At 67.1% G+C, this 13,789-nt stretch carries 14 protein-coding genes; 10 read left to right on the plus strand and 4 right to left on the minus strand.

The features are described from left to right. Nucleotides 1–6: 6 nt before the first annotated feature. The gene (locus tag I603_RS02690; RefSeq protein WP_068862245.1) at nucleotides 7–498 is read right to left on the minus strand and encodes a DUF2165 family protein; all 492 of its coding nucleotides are present in this window, start codon (nucleotides 496–498) and stop codon (nucleotides 7–9) included. A gap of 77 nt (nucleotides 499–575) precedes the next feature. Between I603_RS02690 and ligA the strand changes: the two genes are divergently transcribed. From ligA to I603_RS02715, 5 genes are all read left to right on the plus strand, one after another. After that, nucleotides 576–2,696 (plus strand): NAD-dependent DNA ligase LigA, encoded by a 2,121-nt coding sequence (gene ligA / locus I603_RS02695; RefSeq protein WP_198157208.1) that lies wholly within the window; start codon nucleotides 576–578, stop codon nucleotides 2,694–2,696. A 19-nt stretch (nucleotides 2,697–2,715) separates the two neighbouring features. Continuing rightward, complete coding sequence (locus tag I603_RS02700) at nucleotides 2,716–3,903, plus strand: fumarylacetoacetate hydrolase family protein (RefSeq protein ID WP_068862246.1); 1,188 nt, start codon at nucleotides 2,716–2,718, stop codon at nucleotides 3,901–3,903. Beyond that, nucleotides 3,900–4,397, plus strand: a complete 498-nt coding sequence (locus I603_RS02705) for a CinA family protein (RefSeq protein WP_068862247.1) — start codon at nucleotides 3,900–3,902, stop codon at nucleotides 4,395–4,397. The genes I603_RS02700 and I603_RS02705 overlap by 4 nt, the downstream gene beginning before the upstream one ends. Nucleotides 4,398–4,487: 90 nt before the next feature. Next, nucleotides 4,488–4,841 (plus strand): YciI family protein, encoded by a 354-nt coding sequence (locus I603_RS02710; protein ID WP_068862248.1) that lies wholly within the window; start codon nucleotides 4,488–4,490, stop codon nucleotides 4,839–4,841. A gap of 29 nt (nucleotides 4,842–4,870) precedes the next feature. Beyond that, the gene (locus tag I603_RS02715) at nucleotides 4,871–6,058 is read left to right on the plus strand and encodes an RNA polymerase sigma factor (RefSeq protein WP_068862249.1); all 1,188 of its coding nucleotides are present in this window, start codon (nucleotides 4,871–4,873) and stop codon (nucleotides 6,056–6,058) included. Here the strand turns inward: I603_RS02715 and I603_RS02720 are convergent. Continuing rightward, the gene (locus tag I603_RS02720) at nucleotides 6,055–6,972 is read right to left on the minus strand and encodes a 50S ribosomal protein L11 methyltransferase (RefSeq protein ID WP_068862250.1); all 918 of its coding nucleotides are present in this window, start codon (nucleotides 6,970–6,972) and stop codon (nucleotides 6,055–6,057) included. The genes I603_RS02715 and I603_RS02720 overlap by 4 nt on opposite strands. Before the next feature lies 1 nt (nucleotide 6,973). Further along, complete coding sequence (locus I603_RS02725) at nucleotides 6,974–7,699, minus strand: SDR family NAD(P)-dependent oxidoreductase (protein ID WP_068862251.1); 726 nt, start codon at nucleotides 7,697–7,699, stop codon at nucleotides 6,974–6,976. 108 nt (nucleotides 7,700–7,807) lie between these two features. Between I603_RS02725 and sdhC the strand changes: the two genes are divergently transcribed. The 5 genes from sdhC to I603_RS02750 all read left to right on the plus strand — a co-directional run bounded on the left by sdhC (nucleotide 7,808) and on the right by I603_RS02750 (nucleotide 12,131). Further along, nucleotides 7,808–8,188, plus strand: a complete 381-nt coding sequence (gene sdhC, locus I603_RS02730) for a succinate dehydrogenase, cytochrome b556 subunit (RefSeq protein WP_068862252.1) — start codon at nucleotides 7,808–7,810, stop codon at nucleotides 8,186–8,188. A gap of 13 nt (nucleotides 8,189–8,201) precedes the next feature. Further along, nucleotides 8,202–8,588, plus strand: coding sequence for a succinate dehydrogenase, hydrophobic membrane anchor protein (sdhD, locus tag I603_RS02735; protein ID WP_068862253.1), 387 nt, complete (start codon nucleotides 8,202–8,204; stop codon nucleotides 8,586–8,588). After that, nucleotides 8,588–10,456 (plus strand): succinate dehydrogenase flavoprotein subunit, encoded by a 1,869-nt coding sequence (sdhA, locus tag I603_RS02740; protein WP_068862254.1) that lies wholly within the window; start codon nucleotides 8,588–8,590, stop codon nucleotides 10,454–10,456. The genes sdhD and sdhA overlap by 1 nt, the downstream gene beginning before the upstream one ends. 73 nt (nucleotides 10,457–10,529) lie before the next feature. Beyond that, on the plus strand, nucleotides 10,530–11,006 hold the full coding sequence (locus I603_RS02745) for a hypothetical protein (RefSeq protein WP_068862255.1): 477 nt from the start codon (nucleotides 10,530–10,532) through the stop codon (nucleotides 11,004–11,006). A 90-nt stretch (nucleotides 11,007–11,096) separates the two neighbouring features. Beyond that, nucleotides 11,097–12,131, plus strand: a complete 1,035-nt coding sequence (locus I603_RS02750) for a C13 family peptidase (protein ID WP_068862256.1) — start codon at nucleotides 11,097–11,099, stop codon at nucleotides 12,129–12,131. Here the strand turns inward: I603_RS02750 and I603_RS14230 are convergent. Further along, nucleotides 12,085–13,698: an esterase-like activity of phytase family protein gene (locus I603_RS14230; protein ID WP_158093656.1), complete on the minus strand. Its 1,614-nt coding sequence runs from the start codon at nucleotides 13,696–13,698 to the stop codon at nucleotides 12,085–12,087. The genes I603_RS02750 and I603_RS14230 overlap by 47 nt on opposite strands. Nucleotides 13,699–13,789 lie beyond the last annotated feature (91 nt).

Below are 13,789 nucleotides of genomic sequence, written 5' to 3' on the forward strand. Positions count from 1 at the left end.
CGCGCTTCAGGCCTCGGCCTCGCGCAGGGAGAGATAGATCAGCGTCATCATCGCCATGCCGCCATAGATCCACGAGCCCTGATTAGGCCCCTGTCCGAGCGGCATCTGCCACAGCTGGTATCCCGCCACAGCAATGCCCTGGAACAGCCCCCACCAGTTCAGCACTGCTGCGCCCATAGCGATTTTCGCCAAGGCCTTGCCGGCCTCGAAATCCGCTGCCGTTGCCTTGCGCAGCGACCACATTTTCCACGCCCCCAGCAATCCGCCAATCCCCGCAACAAGTTCGAGCGCGAATACCGCGATCATCGCAGCCACGATCAGGAATTGCGGCGGCACCGGCAGCAGCGTGACCGGATAGGCGGTCTGATCGGCGTGACTTGTGGTGTAGACGAAGAACGCAAGCGCTTCGGGCAAGTTGGCGATATTATGCGCCACGTAGAATAGCGCCATCAGGCCGACGCTGGCGGTGATCCCTGCCTTGAGAATACGGTCGATCATCGGTTTTCCCCCTTCCGAAGCGCGACCCGGTGACAGGGCTCTTTTGCCTCGCACCGGCTTCATGCATAGCTCTTGCCATGGGAAAGGATCAAACCGTGGCTGTGGACATCACCGAAGCCGAGGCTGCCAATGAATTGATGCGGCTGGCGCGCGCCATCGCGAAGCATGACCGGCTGTATCATGCCGAGGACTCGCCGGAGATTTCCGACGCCGAATATGACGCGCTGGTGCGTCGCAATGCCGAGCTGGAAGCTGCCTTTCCGCATCTGGTTCGCGAGGACAGCCCGTCGCGCAAAGTGGGCCATGCCATTGCCGCCTCGCCGCTGGGCAAGGTCACCCACGAGGTTCGGATGATGAGCCTCGACAACGCCTTCTCGCCGGAGGAGGTCGCCGATTGGCTCGCGCGGATGCGGCGTTTTCTCAACCTGCCCGAAGGCGAGCCCTTGGCGCTGACGGCGGAAGACAAGATCGACGGCCTCTCATGCTCGCTGCGCTACGAGAACGGCAAGCTGGTGCGCGCCGCCACGCGCGGCGACGGGCAGGTGGGCGAGGACGTGACGGCCAATGTCGCGCATATCCCGGACATCCCGCAAACCCTCCCTTCCGGTGTTCCGGAAGTCTTCGAGGTGCGCGGGGAGGTCTATATGGAAAAACAGGCCTTTACCGCACTCAATGCTGCGCAGCATCAAGCGGGCGGAAAGCTGTTTGCGAACCCGCGCAATGCGGCCGCCGGAAGCTTGCGCCAGAAGGATGCGAACGTCACCGCCAAGCGCCCGCTCAGGTTCTGGGCGCATGGCTGGGGCGCGGCCTCGGCGGTGCCGGGAAAGACCCAGAGCGAGGTGGTCGCGAAGCTTCGGGAGTGGGGCTTTCCGGTCTCGCCGCTGTTCACCCGCGTGGTCGGCGGAACGGACGAGGTCGTCGCGCGCTTCGCGGCGATTGGCAAGGCGCGGCCTGATCTGCCCTATGATATCGACGGGGTGGTCTACAAGCTTGACCGGCTCGACTGGCAGGAGCGGCTGGGTTTCGTCGCAAAGGCCCCGCGCTGGGCGCTGGCGCACAAGTTCCCGGCAGAGCGCGCCGAGACGACTGTCGAAGCCATCGATATCCAGGTCGGGCGCACCGGCAAGCTGACGCCGGTCGGACGGCTGGCTCCGGTGCTGGTCGGCGGGGTGACGGTGACCAATGTCACGCTCCACAACCGCGACGAGATCGCGCGGCTCGGCCTTCGCGTCGGTGACCGCGTGGTGATCCAGCGCGCCGGCGACGTGATCCCGCAGGTGGTCGAGAACCTCACCCGCGAGGATGACCGCCCCGCGTATCCCTTCCCCGATCACTGCCCTGAATGCGGCAGCGAGGCGGTGGCGGAAGAAGGCGAGGTCGATGTGCGCTGCACCGGCGGCCTCATTTGTCCCGCGCAGCGCACCCAGCGACTTGAGCATTTCGTCAGCCGCAAGGCGCTTGATATCGAGGGGCTGGGCGAGAAGACCATCGCGCAGTTCTTCGCGCTCGGTTGGCTGGAAAGCCCGGCGGATATCTTCCGGCTCAGGCAGCGGCGCAGCGACATCCTTGCGCTGGAGGGTTGGCAGGAAAAGTCGGTCGACAACTTGCTCGCCGCGATCGAGGCCAAGCGCGCGCCCGATGCCGCAAGGCTGCTGTTCGCGCTCGGCATTCGCCATGTCGGCGAGGTGACTGCGCGCGACCTTATGAAGAACTTTCATGACATACGCAGGATTCGCGAGGCGATCGATTTTCTAAACGAGAATTTCAGGGTCGAAGCTGGTGCCAGACTGAAACCTCCTAAGGACGATGACCGCTATCTAGCTTTTGTCTCAATCGATGGGATCGGTGATGCCGTTGTGGAATCCCTTCGCGACTTCTTCCACGAGCCGCACAATGTCGCGGTGTGGGAGGACCTCCTCTCGCAGGTCACCCCGCCGCGCTACGAGGTGCAGACCGTCGCATCCCGCGTCGCGGGCAAGACCGTGGTGTTCACCGGCAAGCTCGAAACCATGAGCCGCGACGAGGCCAAGGCGCAGGCCGAACGGCTCGGCGCGAAGGCGGCAGGCTCGGTGTCCGCGAAAACCGATCTTGTGGTCGCCGGGCCGGGGGCGGGGTCCAAGCTCAAGAAGGCCGCCGAATTCGGCATCGAGGTGATCGACGAGGCGGGCTGGACGCAAATCGTCGCCGAGGCTGGATAGACGAGGAAGGGGAGGGACGATGCGCAAGCTCTTGGCGGCGCTGGTCGCGCTGGCCGCAATCGGCATCGCCGCCGCCTGGGCGACTTCGCCCGACCCCAAGGGCAATCTGGCAAGCTTCGAGGAGGCAGCCCTCGATCCCGGCCTTGCCCCGATGCGCGAGGCGCTGACGCTGGCGCGCTATCGCGGGGCCGACGGCCGGCCGGCAACGCTGCTGGTGACGGATTTCGATGCGACTGCGGTGACGGGCATTCCGCTTGCCGCGCTGGGGGCTGCGGCGACCGGTAATCCCCTGCGCGATCTCGCCTCGCTCGCCCGCCTGCCCGATGATGCCGCCGCGCTACCCGCAGCCCCGCGCGTCACGCTGGCCTACGCGTCGCTCCTGCCCTCGGCCCCCGGCGGCCGCGTCCATATCGGCACCGGCACCAACTTTCCCGAACATGCCGCCGAAGCGAACAGCGGGGCGGTGTTCCAGTTCCCCAAGTTCGGCACCGCCACCCCGGCGCGCGCTACTATCGCCGCGCAGCCCGGCATCCTGCTCGATTACGAGGTCGAACTGTGCATGCGCTTCGACCACGACATTGCCAGCCTCGCCGATTTCGACGCGGCACTGAAGGGCGTGTTCCTGTGCGGCGACTTCACCAACCGCAATGCGCTGGTCGAGCTGGCCGATCCGGACAACCTCGATTCCGGCTTCGGTTTTTCCGATGCCAAGAGCGGCCCCGGCCATTTCCCCTCCGGCCCCTTTCTGGTGGTGCCGCGCGACTGGAAGGCCTTTGTCGCGGACGCGCGCATGGCCACCAGCGTCAATGGCGCGCCCCGGCAGGACGCGCGCGGGGGCGAGATGGTGCTGGATTTCCGTGCGCTCGCGGCCAAGGCGCTGGGCGATATGGAACGCCCGCGCTTTCTTTATCAGGGCAGCTTCCACCCGCTTGCGCCGCAGGGGAAGATCGCGGCGGACATGACGCTGATGGCGGGCACGTCGGAAGGGGTGATCTTCACGCCGCCCACGCGCGGCGACATGATCGAAGGCGTGCTGGCCTATCTCGGCAGCGGCGGGCCAATGGGCGAGGCGGGGCTGGTCGAGGCGGTCAAGCAGCGCTTCATCGCCAACGAGCTGGCGGGCGGGCATTTCCTCAAACCGGGCGACCGCGTGGCGCACGGCTCGAACCATCTTGGCGACATCGTGGTGGAGGTGACCGCACCATGAGCGACCTGCTTAACGAGCTCCACCCGCAGGCCCTGCGCATCGCGGCGCTGCTGCGGGCGCGGGGCGAGAAGGTGGCGGTGGCGGACGGGGCAACTGGCGGGTTGATCGCCGCCACCTTGCTGACCGTCCCCGGCGCGCTCGATTTCTTTGTGGGGGGAGGGGTGGTCTATTCCTTCCGCGCCCGCGACGTACTGTTTGCCCTACCGCGCGAGGCCTACAAGGGAATGCGCGGGGCGAGCGACGATTACGCGCTGCTGCAAGCCCGCGCGATCCGGGACAATTTGGGGGCGGAGTGGGGGCTGGCCGAGAGCGGTTCGGTGGGCGGTTCTACCCATCCCAGCGGTGCGCCTGCGGGACGCTCGGTGGCGGCGCTGACCGGGGCGGAGGGCGAATTCACCCGCCTGCTCGAAACCGGTTCGAATGATCGCATCGCCAATATGGCGGCCTTCACCCGCAACGCGCTGGCGCTGCTTGAGGACGCTCTCGCCAAATAATTTTCGCGCCCCCTGTCGAATCCCGCTTGGCAGGCGCGTCTCCATGTCAGAGCCTCGCCATTCCGGCTGGGCCGTGACGGAGAATGTGCGATGCAATTCATGCTGCTGATCAACGAGGATGGAAGCCCCTATGCCGACCCTGACGGGGGGCACCTGCTCGAACAGGTGGTGGCCGGCCATATCAAGCTGGCCGAGGATCTGGTGGCCGCGGGCGTGCCTTTCTCGGGCGAGCGGCTGAAGGCGGCGGCAACCGCGACCACGGTGCGGTCCGATAATGGCGTGGTCACCATCCACGACGGCCCCTTTGCCGAAACCCACGAGGAACTGGGCGGCTTCTACATCATCGATGTGGCGAGCCTTGACGAGGCGCTGGCCTGGGCCAGGCGCATCCCGGTGCCCAAGGGCGGGGTCGAGGTGCGGCCGGTCTGGCAGATGGAAGGCTGAGCCTGAGCGCCGCACGCGCCGGTGCGATCATGGCGGCGCGGCCCCGCGTGGTGGCCGCGCTTGCCGCCGCCTTGCGCGATCTCGATGCGGCCGAGGAGGCCTTTGCCGATGCGGCGGCGACCTGCCTCGCGCTGGCCGAGCCTCCCCGCGATGTCGCGGCGTGGCTCTATGTCGCGGCCAGGCGCCGGGCGATCGATGCGATCCGCAAGGCCCGCGCCGAAGCCCGCACGGCGGACGCCATGGCCGGGGTGAGCGATATGGCCGATATTCTCAATCTGCCCGAGCCGATCCCCGACGAACGGTTGCGCTTGCTGTTCATCTGCTGCCACCCGGCGCTGGCCGCAGAGGTGCGCGCGGCGCTGGCGCTCAGGGTGATCTGCGGCCTGCCGGTGGGCGCGATCGCGCAGCTATTCGTGGTGAGCGAGGCCACGATGTTCCAGCGCATCACCCGCGCCAAGGCCAAGGTGCGCGAGGCGGGAATCGCTTTCGAACCGCCCGAGCGCCGCCACTGGCTCGAACGGCTCGATGCGGTGCTGCTGGCGCTCGAACTGGCCTTCACCGCCGCTTATGCCGATGCGGGCGGGGAACTGAGCGCGGATATCGGCGAGGATCTGGGCGCAGAGGTCGAGCGGCTGGCGCTGCTGGTGGCCGAATTATTGCCCCAGGAGCCCGAGGCGCTGGGCCTTGCCGCGCTGGTGCTGTTGGCGCGTTCGCGTGCCAGGGCGCGGCTGGACGCGGAAGGGGCGATGGTGCCGCTATCGCGGCAGGATGCGGCGAAGTGGGATTTTGCGCGGATCGAAAGGGCGCGCACGATACTGGGACAGGCGGCAGAGCGGGGACGCTCGGGGCCCTATCAGGTGATGGCCGCGATTCAGCTGACCCATGCGCGCCGCGCCTATGACGGGGCGGTGGACTGGGGCGCGGTGCTGCGGCTTTATGATGTGCTGCTGGCGCTCAGACCTTCGCCGATGGTGGCGCTTTCCCGTGCACTGGCGCTGGCGCAGCTTGAAGGAGCGGAGGCGGGGCTGGCGGCGCTCGACGCCCTGCCGGACCATCGACTTGCCCTGGCGCGTCCGTGGCACGTCGCGCGCGCCGATCTGCTGGCGAAGGCGGGCAGGGCAGGCGAGGCGGTGGCGGCGCTCGATGCCGCGCTGGCACTCGAACCTCCGCGGGCCGAGCGCTTGTGGCTGGAGCGGCGAAGGGCGCAGCTGGCCTAGCGCGTCCTTCTCCGCCGCAGCCACAGGATCGCCCAGTCGCCGCGCTGGAGCCTTGCCGCCATGCGGAAACCGGCGCGGCCCATCGCGCGCCTGACGGCGGCTTCCTGCTCGCCCGCCAGGAGTCCCGCCAGCAGCAGGTTGCCCCCCGGAATGACGGCCTTGGCGAAATCGGGAGCAAGCTCGACCAGCGGTCCGGCGAGGATATTGGCGATCAGCAAGTCATAAGGCCCGCGAATCCGGATCAGCGGATCGTCCATCCCGTCGGCGACCACCATCACCGTCTCGCCGCTGCGCGGGCCCATGGCGATGCCGTTGGTGGCAGCGTTTTCTTCCACCACCGGCACACAGACCGGGTCAATGTCGGTCAGAGTGCACAACGCGCGCGGCCACAGCGCCAGCGCCGCGAAGCCGAGCAGGCCGGTGCCGGTGCCGATATCGGCGATGTTGCGCGCGACCATGCCGCTCGCCCTCATCGCGCCCAGCATTTCAAGGCATCCTGCGGTGGTCTTGTGCTGGCCGGTGCCGAAGGCCTGGCTGGCGGGGATGACGAAGTCGATGGCGTCCGGGTCGGCAGGGAAATCCGGCGTGTGGACATGAAAGCGTCCGGCACGGATGGGCTCGACGCCCTGCTGGCTCAGCGTCACCCAGTCGGCGGCGGGAAGTTCCTCGACGGTGATTTTCGGCGCGCGCCCTTCGAACAGACCGGCTAGCGCGGCTTTCTGCGCCTTGCCGGGCTTGCGCGGGTACCAGCCTTCCAGCTCCCAGTCGTCGGGCCGGTCCTCGGCCACCTCGCGCCCGGCAATCACCAGTTCGTAATCCCAGTCGTCGATCAGATCATGGGCGAGCAGCGCGGCCTGCACGACGGGCTTGGGCGCGAAGGCGGAGAGCTTCCATGTCGTGTCAGCAGACGCCATCTTACCGGACAAAGCTCGCTCCGTTGGCATCAATCACCGCGCCGGTCATGCTGGGAGGCGCGTCGAGGGCGCAGAAGGCGATGATCGTGGCGATTTCCTCCGGCGTTGCGACCCGGCCGAGCGGAATGTCGGCCAGCAGCCCCGGCCCCCCGCGGCTGGCGAGGTAATCGTCCGCCATGGAGGTGTCGGTGAAACCGGGCGTGACGGCAAAGCTGAGGATGCCATCGCGCGCGTAGGCTCGGGCAATTGTCTTGTGCATCCCCACCATCCCGCTTTTGGCGGCGGCGTAGTGCCAGTGGGCCGGCGAATCCCCCCGATAGGCCGCGCGGCTGGCGACATGCACCAACCGCCCGGCAAAGCCGCGCTCCTGCCAGTGCAGCACCGCAAAGCGCGAAAGCTGCGCGGCGCTGGTGAGGTTGACGCGCAAGGTGTCTTCCCACGCATCGAGCCATTCGATGTCCGACCGATCGAGCCGGTTGGCTTCGAACCGCCCGGCATTGTTCACCACTGCGTCGATTTGCCCGTCCGCAATCTCCAGCGCCTGTTCCCACAGCGATTGCACGCTCAAGGGATCGCCGAAATCGGCGGCGATGATCGGCATATCCGCCGCGCCGGCCGCCTGCGGACGCGAGGCGTGACCGATGACCCTTGCGCCGCGCGCCGCCAGCTTTTCGAGTGCCGCCTTGCCGATTCCGCGGCTTGATCCCGTAACCAGAATGTGTCCCATGCAATCGCCTATCCGAAACTTTGCAAGCTGTGTCCACCGCTCGCCGCTTGCCTCAGCCGACAGCGGCGCTAAGTGGGATGCCATAAACAGGGACCAGACGGGATTACCATGAATCAAAGACCGCTTTCTCCCCACCTCCAGATCTGGCGCTGGGGGCCGCACATGCTGGTATCGATCCTGCACCGCGCGACGGGTGACGGCATGGCGCTGGTCGGCCTCGGCGTGCTGGTTTGGTGGCTCGGCTCGCTTGCCAGCGGGCCGGAAGCCTATGCCAGCTTCCGTAGCATCATGGGCTCGATCCCCGGCATGGTGGTGCTGGTGGGTCTTTCCTGGGCGTTCTTCACCCACCTCATGAGCGGCCTCAGGCACTTCGTGCTCGATATTGGCGCAGGCTACGAGCTCGATACCAACCGCATGTGGTCGATTGCCTCGCCGGTGATCGCCATTGTTCTCACCGCGGCCTTCTGGGCCCTGATCCTGCTGCGCTGAGGAGGTAACGACAATGGGTAACGGAACTTCCATCGGCCGTGTGCGCGGGCTGGGTGCAGCGCATGAAGGCCCGCATCACTGGCTGGTGCAACGCTTTACCGCGGTCGGCAATGTCGTGCTGATGAGCTGGCTCCTGGTCAGCTTCGTCATGCTGGGTGATTTCGGCTATGCCAGCGTCACCAAGTGGCTCTCGCAGCCGGTTTCGGCCACCGCGATGATCCTGCTTGTGGTCAGCCTGTTCTGGCACGCGCGGCTGGGCCTGCAGGTGCTGATCGAGGATTATCTCCACGATGCCGGCACCAAGTTCGGGGCGCTGGTCGCGCTCAATCTTGCAACCATCGGCGGCGGCGCTTTCGCGATCTTCAGCGTTGCCGCGCTCGCATTCGGAGGACAGGCCTGATGGCTACGTCAGCAGCACCCGGCACCGCCAATGATGTCGGCGGGGCACACCTCAAGGGCGCTTACAAGATTATCGACCACACCTATGACGTCGTCGTGGTGGGCGCGGGTGGTTCCGGCCTGCGCGCCACCATGGGCGCGGCCGAGGCAGGCCTGCGCACCGCGAACATCTCCAAGGTGTTCCCCACGCGCTCGCACACCGTGGCGGCGCAGGGCGGGATTGCCGCCAGCCTCGGCAACAATTCGCCCGATCACTGGACCTGGCACATGTACGATACCGTCAAGGGGTCGGACTGGCTGGGCGACCAGGACGCGATCGAATACCTCGCGCGCGAAGCTCCGGCCGCCGTGTACGAGCTGGAGCACGCGGGCGTGCCGTTCAGCCGCAATGCCGATGGCACGATCTACCAGCGGCCCTTCGGCGGGCACATGCAGAACATGGGCGCAGGCCCGCCGGTGCAGCGCACCTGCGCCGCCGCCGACCGCACCGGCCACGCCATGCTCCACGCGCTGTATCAGCAGAGCCTGAAGTATGATGCGGACTTCTTCATCGAATATTTCGCGCTCGACCTGATCATGTCCGAACGTGACGGCGAGAAGGTCTGCGTCGGCGTGATGGCGATGTGCCTTGATGACGGCACGATCCACCGCTTCCGCGCGCAGAGCGTCGTGCTGGCGACCGGCGGTTATGGCCGCTGCTACTACACCGCGACTTCGGCCCACACCTGCACCGGCGACGGCGGCGGGATGGTGCTGCGCGCCGGACTGCCGCTGCAGGACATGGAATTCGTGCAGTTCCACCCGACCGGCATCTACGGCGCGGGCGTGCTCATCACCGAAGGCGCGCGCGGCGAGGGCGGTTATCTCACCAACTCCGAAGGCGAGCGCTTCATGGAGCGTTATGCCCCGTCCGCGAAGGACTTGGCCTCGCGCGACGTCGTGTCGCGTTCGATGGCGCTCGAAATGCGCGAAGGGCGCGGCGTCGGGCCGGAGGGAGATCACATCTACCTCCACCTCGACCACATCGACCCGAACGTGCTCGCCCAGCGCCTGCCGGGCATTACCGAAAGCGGCAAGATCTTCGCCGGCGTCGATCTCACCCGCCAGCCGCTGCCCGTCACCCCGACGGTGCATTACAACATGGGCGGCATCCCGTGTAACTATCACGGGCAGGTCGTGACGCTGGGGCCGGACGGCAATCCGGATACCGTCATCCCCGGGCTTTATGCCGTGGGCGAGGCGGCGTGCGTGTCGGTGCACGGGGCGAACCGCCTCGGCTCGAACTCGCTGATCGACCTTGTGGTGTTTGGCCGTGCGACCGGCCACCACCTGCGCGACAACCTCAAGCCCAATGCCAAGCAGGCCGAACTGCCCGCCGACAGCGCCGACTTTGCGCTGACCCGGCTCGATCACTTCCGTTATGCCGAGGGCGGATCGCCGACCGCGCAGATCCGGGCCGAGATGCAGAAGGCGATGCAGAAGCACTGCGCCGTCTTCCGCGACCAGAAGCTGATGGACGAGGGCGTCGCCAAGCTGGCCGAGCAGAACAAGCGGATGGAGGATATCCACGTCACCGACAAGTCGCTGATCTGGAACTCCGACCTCATCGAGACGCTGGAACTCGACAACCTCATGGCGCAGGCCAACGTCACGATGGCGAGCGCGGCCAACCGCAAGGAAAGCCGCGGCGCCCACGCGCACGAGGACTTCCCCGATCGCAACGACAAGGAATGGATGAAGCACACCATCGCCTGGTTCGACGGTTGGGGCGGGCGCGGCAGCAACATCCGCATCGATTACCGTCCGGTGCACGAATACACGCTGACCGACGACATCAAGTATATCGAGCCCAAGGCGCGGGTGTATTGAGATAGGGAAGGTCGTTCTTCCCCCTTGGGCCGGCTATGCCCTGCTGGCGTTCTTCGCCGCGGGGCTGGCCGCCATGGCCTACAAGGGGATCGGCGAGCGGGTTTACCGCTTCTATCTCGAAGAGACCGGGGCAGTCGTCACGGGCGAGGTGGTGGGCCACCGGCTCTATCGCTGCCGCGGCATCCGCTGCGCGCGCAGGATTTCTCCCGAGGGCGGATACGGGAGCGCTCCATTCGAGGCTTTTCTTGAGCGATGCCTCGCCAGAGCGAGGAGCAATTGCCACACGGATCTGGTCGTCCGGTTCACGTATGACGGGAGACCGGTCGAAATCGAGGGCCAGGTCACGAAACCTGACTTCGGCCAAATCGCGCCGGGCAGCCCCATCGCCGTGCTGGTGAACCGCGATCACCCCGAAAAATCCCTGCTGTGCGATCACAATCCCGAGGGCTTCCTGTTCTGGGTTGCGCTCTTGCAACTCGCCGTGGTGTCGCTTCTGGCGATGGTCTTATTGCCCCGACCTTCGCGCAGCAGGCGCTACCCACGCCGATAGGGGTTGCACCAGAACATTGCGATCCGACTGGCTATCGCCCGCAGCGAAGCCGCTTGACCCGCTGCAGGGTTGCGGGCAGCTTCCTTCCCGATGAACAGGGGCAGGATCATCGCAGGGCTCTTGGCGGCATTGCTCGCGGCTCCGGCACTGTCGCAATCCTCCGCCCCCAATCCAAACCAACCCCCGCCGCACACCGCGCCGTTCCCCGATCTCGGCAGCGGTGAGAGCCGGGCCGAGCGGCGCGCCAGTTTCGAGGCGGGGCCTGAACTCCAGCGCGGCTTTTCCGCCGCGCATGTCCGCGAACAGCGCCGCCGGCTCGACAGCGCGCTTGCCGCGCTCCGGCCCCACACGCCGGGCACGAGCGATGCCTATGTCCTCACCATCGCGCTCGATAGCGATCCGGTCTTCGCCCGCGAGGCGCGCGAGGCGGCGCGGGTCCTGGCGGCGCGCTACGGGGCCGAGGGGCGCACGCTCACCCTCGCCGGGCCGGACGGGGTGCGTGACGATGCGCCCCACGGCTCGATCACCGCGCTGGTGCTGGCGCTTTCGCATGTCGGCAGCCTGATGGAACCATCAGAGGATGTGCTGGTGCTCTACACCACCAGCCACGGGCTCGATCTGGGGCTGGCCTATCACTACGGCGATACCGGCTACGGTATCCTTTCCCCTGCGCGATTGAAGGCGGCGCTGGAGGAGGCGGGGATCCGCCGCCGGGTGCTGATCCTCTCGGCCTGCTATTCGGGGGTCTTCGTGCCGCTGCTGTCCGGGCCGGACACAGCGATCCTCACCGCGGCGGCGAGCACCCGCACCTCCTTCGGCTGCGCGGCGGAGAACGACTGGACCTTCTTCGGTGACGCGCTGATCAACCGCGCGCTGCGCCAGCCGGTCGCACTCGAGGAGGCGGCGCGGCAGGCCGGACGCTCGGTCGCGGAATGGGAGCTGAAGGCGCGCTTCCTCGCTTCGCTGCCGCAGGTGAGCATCGGTAACGGTGCGAAAGGCTGGTTGCCCCAGATCGAGGCGCGGATGCCGCGCATTGCCAGCGCGCCGGTGGGCAAGCCTGCCTTCGATCCGGCAACGACTACGGCGCCGGTGGTGGCGGAGAAGGCGCGCGGCGGGCGGAAATAATCCGCACCGGCTTGGCCAGCATCTCGCCCTTCATCCAGCCTTCGCCCTTGGCCGGGTCGATCTCGCTGGCGTGGATCGCGGCGACCACGTCCATGCCCTCCACGACATAGCCGAACACGGCATAGCCGTTTCGCCATACCGGATCGGTCGCGGCAGGATCGGCGTTGAGCCCGGTCTGGTCCTCGATCATGATCGAAAAATCGCCATTAGCACTGCCCGGCTCGCCCATCGCCATCGACAGCGCGCCGTGGGTATGGCTGAGGCCGGTCAGCGACGTCGGTTCATGCACGATCGGTGGCAGGATGCGCTTGGGATCGAACTGGGTGCCGCCCTGCAGCAGGCCGTTGGGGCGCGGCTCGCGGTCCAATCGCATCGCGCGGTAGAACACCGTTCCGTCGAACCGCTTTTCATCGACATAGCGCAGGAAATTGGCGGCGGTGACCGGCGCGCGTTCTGTCTCCAGCGCGATGGTGATCGCGCCCATTTCGGTGTCGAGCACGACCCTGACGCTCGCTGCTTCGGGGAAGGGGCGCGTGCCGGGACGGGCGGTGGATTTGGTCGCGGGAGCCGCGGCGACCACTTGCGGCGCGCCCGGTGGCGGGGCGGTGCCTGCAATCTCGAACTTCATCAGCAACGTGCGCTGGCAGCCGGGTCGTTCATTGCCATCGCAATTGCGGAAATTGTCGTCCGAGACGAGGTAGAGGAATTGCCGCCCCGCCTCCTCGCGCAAGGCCAGTCCCTCGAAATTGTCGAGCGTCAGCGGCGGGGCAAGCACGGCGAGGGTCTTGGCGGTGTTGTCGGCGGCCACTTCGACAATCGCGGCGCGGTTGCCTTCGTCCGGGCGATAGCTGCGCAGCAGGACAAAACAGGTGCCGTCCGCCTTGCAGGCAGCATCGGTCGGCACGCCGCCTGCCTCGGCAATGCCCTCGGGGGCGGGCAAGTGGAAGGGGGCGGCGCCCGTTGCGGTGATGCGCGTGCAATTGGGCCGCGCCGCATCGACCCATTCGCCGCACACCAGCAGGCCACCGTCATAGGCGGCCAGTGTCTCGATCCCGTGATTGGCTTCGGCCCCGGCAATCAGCGCCGCCGCGCCGTCCTCGCTCCCCGATGATGCCCCATCCAGCGCGGGATAGCGCCAGATGCGGTGCTCCTGCTCGAAGGCGACGAGCCATTCGCCGCTGGCAAGGCGCGTCAGGCTTTCCGCATCGCCGCGCTGCTTGCCGCCAAGCTTGCGCCCGCGCTCGTCGAGCAGCGGGCCAAGCCGGACCAGCGAGACATCGACCAGCCGCCCCTGTACATTCTCGGGCGTCAGCACGAGCCAGCGCCCGTCATCGCTCACCGCGTAGAGCGCGCCTTCGTGCCATGCGAGGCCCGAAATGCCGCCGATTCCGGCCTTGTCGGGCGCGATGGCAACGCCGCCGCGAAAGATCAGCTCGCCCGTCTCCCTGTCCGGCTCTCCCCCGGCCAGCTCCACGCTTTCGGTCAGCGGCAGGAATTCCTCGGTCTGTGCCAGCAAGGGTGCGGCAAGGGCGAGAAACAGGACGGTTAGCGCGGCGCGAATGGTCATCCGTCCGAACATATCGGCGCTTCGTCGAGGCGCAAGCGGGCAGGGTTGCTGTTCATCCGGCGGCAATGTTTACAGATGTAGTCGACATGAC

The organism is Erythrobacter dokdonensis DSW-74, from assembly GCF_001677335.1.
Lineage (GTDB): Bacteria > Pseudomonadota > Alphaproteobacteria > Sphingomonadales > Sphingomonadaceae > Erythrobacter > Erythrobacter dokdonensis.

Coding starts and splice junctions, on each gene's coding strand:
- I603_RS02690 (WP_068862245.1), bottom strand. CDS start 498: ATGATCGACCGTATTCTCAAGGCAGGGATCACCGCCAGCGTCGGCCTG.
- ligA (WP_198157208.1), top strand. CDS start 576: ATGGGAAAGGATCAAACCGTGGCTGTGGACATCACCGAAGCCGAGGCT.
- I603_RS02700 (WP_068862246.1), top strand. CDS start 2,716: ATGCGCAAGCTCTTGGCGGCGCTGGTCGCGCTGGCCGCAATCGGCATC.
- I603_RS02705 (WP_068862247.1), top strand. CDS start 3,900: ATGAGCGACCTGCTTAACGAGCTCCACCCGCAGGCCCTGCGCATCGCG.
- I603_RS02710 (WP_068862248.1), top strand. CDS start 4,488: ATGCAATTCATGCTGCTGATCAACGAGGATGGAAGCCCCTATGCCGAC.
- I603_RS02715 (WP_068862249.1), top strand. CDS start 4,871: ATGGCGGCGCGGCCCCGCGTGGTGGCCGCGCTTGCCGCCGCCTTGCGC.
- I603_RS02720 (WP_068862250.1), bottom strand. CDS start 6,972: ATGGCGTCTGCTGACACGACATGGAAGCTCTCCGCCTTCGCGCCCAAG.
- I603_RS02725 (WP_068862251.1), bottom strand. CDS start 7,699: ATGGGACACATTCTGGTTACGGGATCAAGCCGCGGAATCGGCAAGGCG.
- sdhC (WP_068862252.1), top strand. CDS start 7,808: ATGAATCAAAGACCGCTTTCTCCCCACCTCCAGATCTGGCGCTGGGGG.
- sdhD (WP_068862253.1), top strand. CDS start 8,202: ATGGGTAACGGAACTTCCATCGGCCGTGTGCGCGGGCTGGGTGCAGCG.
- sdhA (WP_068862254.1), top strand. CDS start 8,588: ATGGCTACGTCAGCAGCACCCGGCACCGCCAATGATGTCGGCGGGGCA.
- I603_RS02745 (WP_068862255.1), top strand. CDS start 10,530: ATGGCCTACAAGGGGATCGGCGAGCGGGTTTACCGCTTCTATCTCGAA.
- I603_RS02750 (WP_068862256.1), top strand. CDS start 11,097: ATGAACAGGGGCAGGATCATCGCAGGGCTCTTGGCGGCATTGCTCGCG.
- I603_RS14230 (WP_158093656.1), bottom strand. CDS start 13,698: ATGACCATTCGCGCCGCGCTAACCGTCCTGTTTCTCGCCCTTGCCGCA.